The sequence below is a fragment of the Streptomyces sichuanensis genome, assembly GCF_020328095.1.
Taxonomy (GTDB): Bacteria; Actinomycetota; Actinomycetes; order Streptomycetales; family Streptomycetaceae; genus Streptomyces; species Streptomyces cinnamoneus.
Genome location: NZ_JAIXMK010000021.1, coordinates 1 through 12,324 on the forward strand (window position 1 = coordinate 1; position 12,324 = coordinate 12,324).

The following is a 12,324-nucleotide window of genomic DNA, read 5'->3' on the forward strand; positions in this document are numbered from 1 at the left end:
CCCGGCGCAGCGTGGCGCCGGGCAGGGCGACCTCCGCCGTGGCCGGCCATGCGGCCGTCACGACGTCACGTTCCGCCGTGACGGCGGCGACGACGAGGACCCGCGTCGGCAAGGTGGCCACGGTGCGTCAGGAGTCGCGTTCGAGGGTGAAGTTCCAGACGCCCAGGGCCTTGCCCGTGGTCGTCTCGACGATGCTGATCTGAGTCTTCTTCACCGCCGCGCCCTGGCCGGCCGAGAAGAAGGCGCTGGCCGGGATGGTGCGGTACGTCTTCTTGTTCGGCTCCTGCTCGGCGGGCTGGCCGTTGATGAACAGGCTCCAGCCCTCATCGGCGATCTTCGGGTCGACGCCGAAGCGGACCTTGTCCTCCATCGACGCCTTGACGGTCTTGCCCGCGTCCTTCAGGCAGGGCGCCACCTTCTCGGTGTCGACGGCCTCGCCGTCGTTGTAGGCGCACGCCTCGGCGGTCACGGTGGTCGAGCCGACGGTCACCGTCGCCAGCGGCGTCGGCTTGTCGCAGGCGGAGAGGGCGACGAGCCCGAAGGTCACGGCACCCACGGCGGCAGCGGCGCGGCGGCGCTTGCCCCGGAAAATCGCAGCGGTCATGCGGGCAGGCTATCGGGCGTCCCCGCTCAGGCCACGCGCGGGTGCGGCGAGCCGCGCCGGGCGGCCGTCAGCAGGCCCCGTACGGCAGTGACCGCGCCCAGCGCGAGGAATCCCGCGGCGACCGCCATCCCCACCACCCCGTTGAGCGGAAGCAGGATGCCGATCGCGCCGCCGACCACCCAGCACATCTGCAGCAGCGTCTCCGAACGGGCGAAAGCGGACGTCCGCACCTCCTCCGGCACGTCCCGCTGGATCAGCGAATCCAGCGACTGCTTGCCCAGCGCCTGCGAGATGCCCGCCACCGCCGCCATGACCACCACGAAGAACGCGCTGTAGAGGACGGCCGTCACTATCGTCGTCCCCAGCGTCACCGTCAGCACCAGCGCGATCATCTTCTCCGGCCCGCGCGAACGCAGCAGCGCCCCTATGGCCGTGCCCAGCGCATTGCCGGTGCCCGCCGCCACCGCCACCACGCCCAGCGAGAACGCCGGGCTCAGCCCGCCCAGCGGATGCACCCGCAGCAGGAACGCCAGGAAGAACGTCAGGAACCCCGACAGCATGCGCAGCGCGCCGTTCGCCTGCAGGCCGTGCAGCACCGAGGCACCCACCGTCCGCAGCCCCGGCGTCCGGGGCCGCTTGCGCTGCTTCGTCAGGTGGTGCCGGGACTCCGGCGCCGTCAGCCGCGCCCGCGCCTCGCCCTTCGCCGAGTCCACCTTGTGCGGCAGCGACAGCGACAGGTACGTACCGAACGCGAAGACCGCGCACGCCCCGTACAGCGGCCACGCCGGGCCCAGCTGGTGCAGCCCCGCGCCCAGCGGGGCCGCCACGCCCGTGGCCAGCAGTCCGCCCAGCGTCACCCGTGAGTTCGCCTTCACCAGCGCGATCCGCGGCGGCACCAGCCGCGGCACCACCGCCGAGCGCACCACCCCGTACGCCTTCGACGCCACCAGCACCCCGAGCGCCGCCGGATACAGCTCCAGCCCGCCCGTCGCCACCGCGCCCGACATCGTCAGGGCCAGCAGCGCCCGCGCCAGCATCGCGCACGCCATCGCCGCCCGCCGCCCGTGCGGCACCCGGTCCAGCAGCGGGCCGATCACCGGGGCCAGCAGGGTGAACGGCGCCATCGTCACCGCCAGGTACAGGGCCACCCGGCCGCGCGCCTGGTCCGTGGGGACCGAGAAGAACACCGTCGACGCCAGCGCGATCGTGATCATCATGTCGCCGGCGGAATTCACCGCGTGCAGCTCGATCAGCCGGCCCAGCCCGGACTCGCCGGCACCGTGCGCGTTCGTCGCTTTCCGCACACCCCGCGCGGCGCCCGTGAAAGGCGCGCGAATGACTCGGCCGACGCTCCGGCCCGTACGGCGGAGCGGACCGCCTTCGGCTGACCGGATGGCTCCCACCACGCCATACTGCCCCAACTGGCACCGCGCATGGCACTTTCGGCGCACGAGCGGGGCGCGCGCACCAGGTCGCCGGGGGCTCGCCGCGGCCCGGGTATCCCCCGGGCGGTCGCGCGGGGTAGCGTGCGTAGCGCGCCACCGGCCGCCCGCCATTGGCCGCACCCCGAGTCCCCATCCCGCAGAATGGGTGATGACAGGTGCGCCCGAGGCCGTTCGGGCGCGGACGTCGACGCGGTCCGCCGGTCCGCTCCGTCCGCAGCCCCGACCGTTCGGCTGGCGCACTCGTGAGACGGCGTGGAAGAGAGAATCGATTCTTGTGAGTGCTGCGATGCGAAGCCGTACCCCGGACCGCCTGTGCGCCGAGGCGGTCGAACTCGCCCGTGCGGCGGCCGAGGAGGCCGCGCTGCCCGGGAAGGTCGGCGACCACGTCGAGGTCGTCGCCGACGGGGACCGCGTCGTCACGCATTACTTCGCCTGCGAGGACCCCGGCTACCGCGGCTGGCGCTGGGCCGTCACCGTCGCGCGCGCCTCCCGCGCCAAGAACGTCACCCTCGACGAGACCGTCCTGCTGCCCGGGCCCGACGCCCTCATGGCCCCCGAATGGGTGCCCTGGAGCGAGCGGCTGCGCCCCGGCGACATGGGCCCCGGCGACCTGCTGCCCACCGAGTCCGACGACCTGCGCCTGGAGCCGGGCTGGACCGGCGAGGACGTCCCGCCGCCGAATTCCGTCGTCTCGGAGGAGATGGCCCAGCTGGCCGAGGCGGAGGACGCGGACGTCACGGCCGGGCCGCCGTCCGCCCAGCCCTCGGCGCCCGTGCGCGGCTCGATCGCCGCCCTCGCCGAGGAACTCGGCATGCGGCGCGCCCGGGTGCTGTCGCGGTACGGGCTGCACACGGCCGCGGACCGGTGGGACGAGTCCCACGGCTCCAAGACCCCGATGGCCCAGGCGGCGCCGGCGTCCTGCGTGAGCTGCGGCTTCCTGATGCCGATCGGGGGGTCGCTCGGTCAGGCGTTCGGCGTGTGCGCGAATGAGTTCGGTCCGGCGGACGGGCACGTGGTGTCGCTGTCGTACGGCTGTGGGGGGCACTCGGAGGCGGCGGTCATGCCGAAGGCACCGCGGCCGGCGCCGCCGGTGGTGGACGAGACGCTGGTGGACACGATGCCGCTGCGGGACGAGACGGCGGAGTCCGAGTCCGAGTCCGAGGAGGACCTCGGGCACGCGTAGCGCTGCGCTTTGCGGTGCGCTTTGCGGTGCGGCTTGGTGGTGGGTCCGGGGGCCGGGGGCTCCGGAGGGTATTCCGGAATCGGATATTTACGGGCCCGCCGCCCTCTCTCCTTGACGCACCCCGCACCGGGCGGGCCCACAAATATCCGGCAGCATTCCGGAACACCCTCCTCCGCCCCCGGCCCCCTCCCGCCGTCGTCCGGCCCCTGCCTCCGTCACGCGACCCTCCCGCCGTCGTCCGGCCCCTGCCTCCGTCACGCGACCCTCCCGCCGTCGTCCGGCCCCTGCCTCCGTCACGCGACCCTCACGCCGTCGTGCGTGCGTCACTCTCTCCGGTGACCGCCATGGGTGCTGCCCGCAGGTCCCGCCCGGGCCGCCCCTCACGCCGTCATCGGTACGGTCTGCAGACTCCGTCCGGGCGGAGGGGCCGGGGTGGGATGGGCCCTGGCAGGGGCGTTACGCGTTATTTGCGGCCCCAGGAGGGGGCGCCCATGGCGGTGCCGGGCAACGGGCCGTAAATAATGCAGCCCCAGAAGGGTCCGTCCCGCCCCGGCCCCGGCCCACCCGCCGGAGCCAGGGAGAACCGCACCACCTAAGCGGAGCGGAATGGCCCCGGCCCACCCGCCGGAGCCAGGGAGAACCGCACCACCTAAGCGGAGCGGAACCGCGGAACGGCCCACCCCCACTGCGTACAGGGAGATCACCAGACGTGACCGGCACGGAGTTGGACCCCTTCGGCACCGCCCACCTGCGCCGCGCCGTGCTGGACGCCTGGGCGGCCGCCCCCGCGCGGTTCCGGGAGGACGCCAACGCCGAGGAGGACCTCGCCCTCGGCGGCTACCGCGACCGCCTCGTCGTCGAGCTCGCCCAGAACGCCGCCGACGCCGCGGCCCGCGCCGGCGTCCCCGGCCGTCTCCGGCTGACGCTGCGCGCAGCCGACGGCGGCGCGCCCGCCACCCTCGCCGCCGCCAACACCGGCGCGCCCCTCGACGCCGCCGGCGTCGAGTCCCTCTCCACGCTGCGTGCCTCCGCCAAGCGCGAGGACACGGGCCGGGCCGTCGGCCGGTTCGGCGTCGGTTTCGCCGCCGTCCTCGCGGTCAGCGACGAGCCCGCCGTCCTGGGCCGTACGGGCGGCGTCCGCTGGTCGCTCACCGAGGCCCGGGCCCTCGCGGACGCCACGGGCGACGGCGGCCTGGCCGAGGAGATCCGCCGCCGCGAGGGCCACGTGCCGCTGCTGAGGCTCCCGCTGCCCGCCGAGGGCGAGGCGCCCGCCGGCTACGACACGGTGGTCGTGCTGCCCCTGCGCGACGGCGCCGCCGAGGACCTGACCCGCCGTCTCCTCGCGGGCGTCGACGACGCGCTGCTGCTGACCCTGCCCGGCCTGACCGAGGTCGTCGTCGAGACGCCCGGCGGCGGGGAGCGCACCCTGACGCGTCGCCAGGACGGCCCTTACGTCGTCGTCGAGGACTCCGCCGCTGCGCAGCCCACGCGCTGGCGCGTGCAGCGGGACGGCGGGCCGCTGGAGCCCGCCCTGCTCGCCGACCGGCCGGTCGAGGAGCGCCTGCGCCCGCACTGGTCGCTGACGTGGGCCGTCCCCGTCGGCGCCGACGGCGCGCCCGCACGGCCCGCCACCGCGCCGGTCGTGCACGCGCCGACCCCGACGGACGAGCCGCTGGGGCTGCCGGCGCTGCTCATCGCGAGCTTCCCGCTGGAGCCGACCCGCCGTCACACGGCCCCCGGCCCGCTGACCGACTTCCTCACCGAGCGTGCGGCGGAGTCGTACGCCGCCCTGCTGCGGGACTGGCAGCCGGTGGGCACCGGCACCCTGGACCTGGTCCCGCCGCCGCTGGCGACGGGCGTGGTGGACGCGGAGCTGCGCCGCCGGGTGCTGGAGCGGCTGCCGCGCGTGGCGTTCCTGCCGGGTGCCGCGGGCGGGGGCGCCGAGGAGGAGCCCGCACCGCCGGCCGGTGCCGGCGTGGAGGGCATCCCGTGGACCGAGGGGCCGGACGCCTCCACCCAGCGGGCGGAGCCGTCCGAGCACGCCTGGGACGACCCCTTCGCGCACACCGCCGCCGACGCCCCGCGGGCCCTGCGGCCGGTGGAGGCCGAGGTCGTGGAGGGTGCGGGCGCGGAGACCGTGGCGGTGCTGGCCGAGTTGTTCCCGAGCCTGCTGCCCGCGGGGCTGGAGCGCCGCCAGGAGTTGCGGGCGCTCGGCGTGGCGCGCGTGCCGCTCGGCGAGGTCATCGACCGCCTGGCGGGCGCCGAGCGGCCCGCGGACTGGTGGTGGCGGCTCTACGACAGCCTGGCCGGCGTCGACCCGGACCGGCTGACGGGCCTGCCCGTGCCGCTGGCCGACGGCCGGACGGCCGTCGGACCCCGTCAGGTGCTGCTGCCGCCGGCCGACACGACCGGTTCGGAGCGCCTGTCGCGGCTGGGCCTGAAGGTCGCTCACCCCGACGCCGCCCACCCCCTGCTGGAGAAGCTGGGCGCCACACCCAGCTCGCCGCGGGCCGTGCTGACGACCCCGCAGGTGCGGGCCGCCGTGGCCGCTTCGCTGGATGCGGAGGACGTCTGGGACGAGGAGGGGCTCGACAGCGACACGCTGGCCGAGGTCGTCCTCACCCTCGTGCGGGACGCGGACCTCGCCCCGGGCGACGAGCCCTGGCTGGCCGCGCTGGCCCTCCCGGACGAGGACGGCGAGCTCGCCCCCGCCGGCGAACTGGTCTTCCCCGGCAGTGCGTTCGAGCGCGTGATCCGGCCCGGGGAGCTCGCCGCGTGCGACGCGGAGCTGGCCGGGCGCTGGGGCGAGCAGCCGCTGACGGCGGTCGGCGTGCTCGCGGACTTCGCGCTGGTGCGGGCCACGGACGTCGTCCTGGACCCGGACGAGCTCGAACCGCGCGACGGCGACTTCGCCGAGCCCGACGACGTGGGCCTGCTCGACGCGGTCGACGTGTGGTGCGAGGACGTCCTGGACCGCCTCCCCGACACGCCCGTGCCGCCGGTGGCGACGGAGATCGTCGCCGTGCGGGACCTCGACCTGGTCGACGACGACGCGTGGCCGGAGGCGTTCGCCCTGCTGTCCCGGCCGCCGCTGCGCGACGCGCTGACCGCGCCCGTGCGGGTGCTCCTGCCGGACGGCACGACGGAGTCGGTACGCCCGTACACCGCGTGGTGGCTGCGCGGCCACCCCGTCCTGGATGGCCGCCGCCCGGCCGGCCTGCGGGTCAGGGGCGGCGATCCGCTGCTGGCGGGCCTCTACGAGGCCGCCGACGCGGCCGGTCTCGCCGACGAGCAGGTGCTGCGCGCGCTGGGCGTGCGAACCTCCGTGGCCGCCCTGCTGGAAGAGCCGGGCGGCGCGGCCGAGCTCCTGGGCCGCCTCGCGGACCCGGACCTGCCCGTGACCCCCGCCCAGCTGCACGGGCTGTACAGCGCGCTGGCGGAGCTGGACCCGGAGGACGTGACGCTGCCGGACGACCTGCGGGCCGTGGTCGACGACGAGGTGCAGGTCGGGGACGCGACCGACGTGCTGGTCGCGGATGCCCCCGACCTGATGCCCCTGGCGGCGGGCCACCCGCTGCTGCCCGTGCGCCCGGACCGGGCGGCCGCCCTCGCCGAGCTGCTGCAGGTGCGGCGGGTGAGCGAGGTGTTCCCCGTGATCGTCCCGGCCGGCGAGGGCCGGGAGCGCGAGGTGCCGGAGGGCGTCCGCGTCCTGCTCCCGGGCGCGCCGGCGACGTACGTCGAGCACGAGGAGCTGGTCGTCGGCGGCGTCGAGCTCGACTGGCGCTACGGCGAGGACGGCGTCCTGCACGCCGCCACCCTGGAGGGCGTGGCGGCGGGCCTGGCCTGGGCGGCGGGCGCCTGGTCCCGCCGCTTCGAGGCGGCGGCGCTCCTGGAGGACCCGACGCGCACGGAGGAGCTGGCGCGCGCGAGGTGGTTCGACTAGCCCGGGGAACGGGCGGGGGAATCCCCCGCCCGGTCACGGGCCTACCCTGGCAGTACGGCGAAGTGTCCGTACGCACGTACTACCGGGAGGCTCCCCATGACCCGGAAAGTCGCCGACTGCCGCAAGTACCCCAGCGAATCGCACTGCACCCTCACCATCTCCGGTGAGGAGGAGGAAGTGCTCCGCGCGGCCGCCGAGCACGCCGTCTCCGTGCATCAGCACGAGGACACCCCCGAGCTGCGCGAGCAGATCCGCGGCCTGCTGGAGGACGAGAAAGCCGGTTCCTGAGGGGCGTGACTACGCCGGGAACCTCCGCCCCACCCACCGCCAGGTCACTTCCAGCGCCCCCGCCGCCACGGCCGCCACGGCGACGGCGGCCCACGGCATGGTCGTGCCGACCAGCTTCAGCGCGAAGAACCGCTGGAGCCACGGCGTGGCGAGCACCGCCAGGAAGGCGGCGCCCATGGCCGCCACCAGCGTCACGCGCCACCACGTGTACGGCCGCGCGATGATCGCGAGCACCCACATCGAGATCAGGAAGAGCGTCAGCGTCGCCGCGCTCGTCTCCGCGTCCAGCGCGCCCGCGCCGGAGTAGTGGTGGCGCGCCAGCAGGTACACCGCGAACGTGGCCGCGCCCGCGATGAGCCCCGCCGGAACGGCGTACCGCATCACCCGTCGCACGAAATGCGGCTGCGCCCGCTCCTTGTTGGGCGCGAGCGCGAGGAAGAAGGCCGGTACGCCGATCGTCAGCGTCGACAGCAGCGTCAGGTGGCGCGGCAGGAAGGGGTAGGGCACGCGCGTGCACACCACGAGGATCGCCAGCAGCACCGAGTAGACGGTCTTGGTGAGGAACAGCGTCGCCACGCGCGTGATGTTGCCGATGACGCGCCTGCCCTCGGCCACGACCGAGGGCAGGGTGGCGAAGCTGTTGTTGAGCAGGACGATCTGGGCGACGGCCCGGGTGGCCTCCGAGCCGGAGCCCATGGAGACGCCGATGTCGGCGTCCTTGAGGGCGAGCACGTCGTTGACGCCGTCGCCGGTCATGGCGACGGTGTGCCCGCGTGACTGCAGGGCGCCGACCATGTCGCGCTTCTGCCGGGGGGTGACGCGCCCGAAGACAGCGCCCTCGTCCAGGGCGCGGCCCATGGCGTCGCGTTCCCCGGGCAGCCGCCGGGCGTCGACGGGCGCCTCGGAGCCGGGCAGGGCCAGTTTCGCGGCGACTGCGCCGACGGAGACGGCATTGTCGCCGGAGATGACCTTGGCGGAGACGTTCTGTTCGGCGAAGTAGCGCAGGGTGTCCGCGGCGTCCGACCGCAGCCGCTGCTCCAGCACGACGAGCGCGGTGGGCTGCAGGCCCTCGGTGACGCGCGGGTCGTCCAGCCCGCGCCCCGCCCGCGCCAGCAGCAGCACCCGCAGTCCCCGGGCGTTGAGGGCCTCGACGTCGGTGAGCGCCGCGTCGCCGGGCGGCAGGAGGACGTCGGGTGCGCCGAGCAGCCAGTTGCCGCTGTCGTGGCCGGGGCCGTCGAGCGTGGCGCCGCTGTACTTGCGCGCCGAGGAGAACGGCAGGGAATCGGTGCAGCGCCAGCCGCTGCCGTCGGGGTAGGCGTCGATGATGGCCTGCAGGCTGGCGTTGGGGCGGGGGTCGGCGTCGCCGAGGGCGCCGAGCACCTGGCGCACGTAGCCCTCGTCGGCCCGGGCGTCGGGCAGGACGCGCAGTTCGCTGACGTCCATGCCGCCCTCGGTGAGCGTGCCGGTCTTGTCGAGGCAGACGACGTCGACCCGGGCCAGCCCCTCGATGGCGGGCAGCTCCTGCACCAGGCACTGCTTGCGGCCCAGCCGGACGACGCCGATGGCGAAGGCGACGGAGGTCAGCAGCACCAGGCCCTCGGGGACCATCGGCACGATGCCGGCGACCATCCGCCGGACCGCTTCCTTCCAGTCGTGTTCCTGCACGACGAGCTGGCTGATGACGAGCCCGAGGGCGGTGGGCAGCATCATCCACGTCACGTACTTGAGGATCAGGCTGATGCCGGTGCGCAGCTCGGAGTGGACGAGGGTGAAGCGGGACGCCTCCTCGGCGAGCTGGGCGGCGTAGGCGGCGCGGCCGACCTTGGTGGCGGTGAAGGCGCCGCCGCCGGCGACGACGAAGGAGCCGGACATGATCTTGTCGCCGGGCTGTTTGAGGACGGGGTCGGCCTCGCCGGTGAGGAGCGATTCGTCGATCTCCAGGCCGTCGGCCTCGACGACCTCGCCGTCGACGACGCACTTGTCGCCGGGGCCGAGCTCGACGAGGTCGCCGAGGACGATCTGGCCGGTGGGCAGGGAGACGGCCGTGCCGTCGCGCCGGACGGTCGGTCTGGCCTCGCCGATGAGGGCGAGGGAGTCGAGGGTCTTCTTGGCGCGGAGTTCCTGGACGATGCCGATCGCGGTGTTGGCGATGATCACGAAGCCGAACAGGCCGTCCTGGAGGGGGCCGACGACGAGGATGATCAGGAAGAGCACGCCGATGATGGCGTTGAACCGGGTGAGGACGTTGGCCCGGACGATGTCCGCGGTGGAGCGCGAGGACCGTACGGGCACGTCGTTGATCTCGCCCCGGGCCACGCGCTCGGCGACTTCGCGGGAGGTCAGGCCGCTGTGCCTCATCCTCCGACGGTAAGGCGCCCCCGCCGGCCCGGCCTTCCGGGAAGCCGGGGACCGGCCACCGGCCGTGGGGCCGGCAGGGGTCTAGCGGGCTTCGTCCGACCCGGCCGCGTGGCGCTTGATCGCGGCGTCGCGCTTGCGCACGTACCAGACGCCGATCAGGCCGAGGCCGCCGCCGGCCAGGCACGTCCACAGCCACCACAGGTGCCCGTGGTCCTGGAACCAGCCGTAGAACGGCAGCTGGGCGAGGAAGAGGACGAACCACAGGATGGTGCCACCGGTGATGGTGGCCACGACGGGCCCCTCCAGCGGCTCGGGCGCCTCGTGCCTGGGTGTCCACTTCGTCATGGCGGCCAGCCTAGTGCGTCCTGGGGGAGGCGCAGCCGCGGAGCCCTTGTCCCGCGGGGGTCTACGCGCGGAGATAGCCAATCGGCGTTTGTTTATTCATACTGAATCGAACCGGAATTGACTGGATGCTTTTGTTTGATCATCCAAGAAGTATCCAATCAAGATCCTTTTTTGTTTGTTTCCCCGGCCCCGGCCGGCCCTCTCACGACTGAGGTCCCCGCATGACCACCTCGGCCACCCCTGCGGTCGACGAGCAGCAGCCGTCCCCCACGCCCCCCGGCGCCGCGAAGAACGCCTTCGACCGCTACTTCCGGATATCCGAGCGGGGCTCGTCCGTCGCCCGCGAGCTGCGCGGCGGCCTGGCCACCTTCTTTGCGATGGCCTACATCATCGTGCTGAACCCGATCATCCTCGGGGCAGGCCAGGACAAGTTCGGACACCAGCTGGACAACGGCCAGCTGGTCACGGCCACGGCCCTGATGGCCGGGCTCAGCACCGTCCTCATGGGCGTGATCGGCAACGTGCCCATCGCCTGCGCCGCGGGCCTCGGCATCAACGCCGTCGTCTCGCTGCAGCTGGCGCCCAAGATGAGCTGGCCGGACGCGATGGGCATGGTGGTGCTGGCCGGCCTGGTCCTGATGCTCCTGGTCGCCTCCGGCCTGCGGCAGCGCGTCATGGACGCGATCCCCGGCGGGCTGCGCCGGGCGATCGCCATCGGCATCGGCCTGTTCATCTCGCTGATCGGCCTGGTGGACTCCGGCTTCGTCACCCGCAACCCCGACGCCGCCCACACCACCGTCCCGCTGGGCCTCGGCCAGGGCGGTCAGCTGCAGGGCTGGCCGGTGCTGGTGTTCGTCGCCGGGCTGGCGCTGACGTTCATCCTGCTCGTGCGGAAGGCGCCGGGCGCGATCCTCATCGGCATCGTCGTGATGACGCTCGTGGCGATCGTCATCAACTCGGTCGCGAAGATCCCGGACGCGAGCTGGGGCCTGTCCGTCCCGTCCTGGCCGGACAAGATCGTGGACACCCCGGACTTCGGCCTGATCGGCGAGGTCAGCCTCTTCGGCGGCTTCCACGAGGTCGGCCTGCTCACCGGCTGCCTGTTCGTCTTCACCGTGCTGCTGTCCGGCTTCTTCGACGCCATGGGCACGATCATCGGCGTCGGCGAGGAGGCCGGGCTGACGGACGAGAAGGGCCAGCTGCCCAACATGGGCAAGATCCTCATGATCGACGGCGTGGCGGTCGCCGCCGGCGGCGCCGGCTCGGCCTCGGCCAACACCTGCTTCGTGGAGTCCACGGCCGGCGTCGGCGAGGGCGCCCGCACGGGCCTGGCCAACCTGATGACGGGCGGCCTCTTCCTGCTGGCCCTCGTCTTCACCCCGCTGGCCACCGTGGTCCCCGCCCAGGCCGCCACCCCCGCGCTGGTCGTCGTCGGCTTCCTGATCATGGCGTCCAACGTCAAGGAGATCGACTGGAGCGACTTCACGATCGCGATCCCCGCGTTCCTGACGATCATCTCCATGCCGTTCACGTACTCGATCACCAACGGCATCGGCATCGGCGTCCTGGCCTTCATCCTGCTGCGGATCGCCGACAAGCGGGCGCGCGAGATCCCCTGGCTGCTCAACGCGGTGGGGCTCTGCTTCCTCGTCTACTTCATGCTGGACCCGATCGAGCGGATGCTGGGCGTGAAGTAACCGGGACGGCCCGCACGGCCCCGGCGAGGTGACTGCCTCGCCGGGGCCGTGTCCGTCCGATGTCCCGCAGGTGCTGCCGGGGGGTCTCGCGCGTGGGTGCGGCTCACCCGTCGGGTGTTCCGTCGGGCTGTTCGTCCGGCTCCCCTGCGCCCGGGCCGTCGCCCGGCTCCCTGCCCCCGCGAGGCCGCTGTCGTTGCGAGGAGTGAATCGCTCGCAGCCCCCACAGGGACAGTGCGCTGAGCAGCGCTGCGAGGTAATTGCCGAGGACGTCGTGCAGGAGGATGTCGGCCCATGGCTGGGCGAGTCGGGGCATGCCTCCAGCCTCCGGCGGGCCTTGCCCCCGGGAACGGCAGCGGTCTTTTCCGAACATCTGCCGTGCGGCGGCGACCGAACTGGGATGATCCGGAACGGCCGCGAACGGCTGGGAACGGACCTCTGGAGGGCGGCGTGGGTCAGGCAGG

General features: G+C 73.8%; 9 protein-coding genes. 4 read left to right on the top strand and 5 right to left on the bottom strand.

The window, feature by feature from the left end; genetic code table 11:
• Positions 1–127 precede the first annotated feature (127 nt).
• Positions 128–604: a DUF2771 domain-containing protein gene (locus LE181_RS09430; protein WP_190112922.1), complete on the bottom strand. Its 477-nt coding sequence runs from the start codon at positions 602–604 to the stop codon at positions 128–130.
• A gap of 26 nt (positions 605–630) precedes the next feature.
• Positions 631–2,007 (bottom strand): MFS transporter, encoded by a 1,377-nt coding sequence (locus LE181_RS09435; RefSeq protein ID WP_225660755.1) that lies wholly within the window; start codon positions 2,005–2,007, stop codon positions 631–633.
• 328 nt (positions 2,008–2,335) lie between these two features.
• Here LE181_RS09435 and LE181_RS09440 point away from each other — a divergent pair, with 328 nt between their 5' ends.
• The 3 genes from LE181_RS09440 (at position 2,336) to LE181_RS09450 (ending at position 7,463) form a co-directional block, all read left to right on the top strand.
• Positions 2,336–3,232: a DUF3027 domain-containing protein gene (locus tag LE181_RS09440; protein ID WP_225660756.1), complete on the top strand. Its 897-nt coding sequence runs from the start codon at positions 2,336–2,338 to the stop codon at positions 3,230–3,232.
• Between the two features lie 709 nt (positions 3,233–3,941).
• The gene (locus LE181_RS09445; RefSeq protein ID WP_225660757.1) at positions 3,942–7,175 is read left to right on the top strand and encodes a sacsin N-terminal ATP-binding-like domain-containing protein; all 3,234 of its coding nucleotides are present in this window, start codon (positions 3,942–3,944) and stop codon (positions 7,173–7,175) included.
• A 96-nt stretch (positions 7,176–7,271) separates the two neighbouring features.
• The gene (locus tag LE181_RS09450; protein ID WP_225660758.1) at positions 7,272–7,463 is read left to right on the top strand and encodes a DUF1059 domain-containing protein; all 192 of its coding nucleotides are present in this window, start codon (positions 7,272–7,274) and stop codon (positions 7,461–7,463) included.
• 9 nt (positions 7,464–7,472) lie between these two features.
• Here LE181_RS09450 and LE181_RS09455 read toward each other — a convergent pair whose 3' ends face one another.
• Both LE181_RS09455 and LE181_RS09460 read right to left on the bottom strand, forming a co-directional pair.
• Positions 7,473–9,821, bottom strand: a complete 2,349-nt coding sequence (locus LE181_RS09455) for an HAD-IC family P-type ATPase (RefSeq protein ID WP_225660759.1) — start codon at positions 9,819–9,821, stop codon at positions 7,473–7,475.
• Between the two features lie 81 nt (positions 9,822–9,902).
• On the bottom strand, positions 9,903–10,166 hold the full coding sequence (locus tag LE181_RS09460) for a DUF2530 domain-containing protein (protein ID WP_225660760.1): 264 nt from the start codon (positions 10,164–10,166) through the stop codon (positions 9,903–9,905).
• Between the two features lie 221 nt (positions 10,167–10,387).
• Here LE181_RS09460 and LE181_RS09465 point away from each other — a divergent pair, with 221 nt between their 5' ends.
• Positions 10,388–11,863, top strand: coding sequence for an NCS2 family permease (locus LE181_RS09465; RefSeq protein WP_225660761.1), 1,476 nt, complete (start codon positions 10,388–10,390; stop codon positions 11,861–11,863).
• 103 nt (positions 11,864–11,966) lie between these two features.
• Here the strand turns inward: LE181_RS09465 and LE181_RS09470 are convergent, their stop codons facing one another.
• Entirely contained in the window at positions 11,967–12,176 is a 210-nt protein-coding gene (locus tag LE181_RS09470; protein ID WP_225660762.1) for a hypothetical protein, read from the bottom strand.
• Between the last annotated feature and the right edge of the window lie 148 nt (positions 12,177–12,324).

What these genes read in the sequence shown, in the direction of transcription:
- LE181_RS09440 (WP_225660756.1), top strand. Translation starts at nt 2,336, where the DNA reads ATGCGAAGCCGTACCCCGGACCGCCTGTGCGCCGAGGCGGTCGAACTC.
- LE181_RS09465 (WP_225660761.1), top strand. Translation starts at nt 10,388, where the DNA reads ATGACCACCTCGGCCACCCCTGCGGTCGACGAGCAGCAGCCGTCCCCC.
- LE181_RS09460 (WP_225660760.1), bottom strand. Translation starts at nt 10,166, where the DNA reads ATGACGAAGTGGACACCCAGGCACGAGGCGCCCGAGCCGCTGGAGGGG.
- LE181_RS09450 (WP_225660758.1), top strand. Translation starts at nt 7,272, where the DNA reads ATGACCCGGAAAGTCGCCGACTGCCGCAAGTACCCCAGCGAATCGCAC.
- LE181_RS09455 (WP_225660759.1), bottom strand. Translation starts at nt 9,821, where the DNA reads ATGAGGCACAGCGGCCTGACCTCCCGCGAAGTCGCCGAGCGCGTGGCC.
- LE181_RS09470 (WP_225660762.1), bottom strand. Translation starts at nt 12,176, where the DNA reads ATGCCCCGACTCGCCCAGCCATGGGCCGACATCCTCCTGCACGACGTC.
- LE181_RS09430 (WP_190112922.1), bottom strand. Translation starts at nt 604, where the DNA reads ATGACCGCTGCGATTTTCCGGGGCAAGCGCCGCCGCGCCGCTGCCGCC.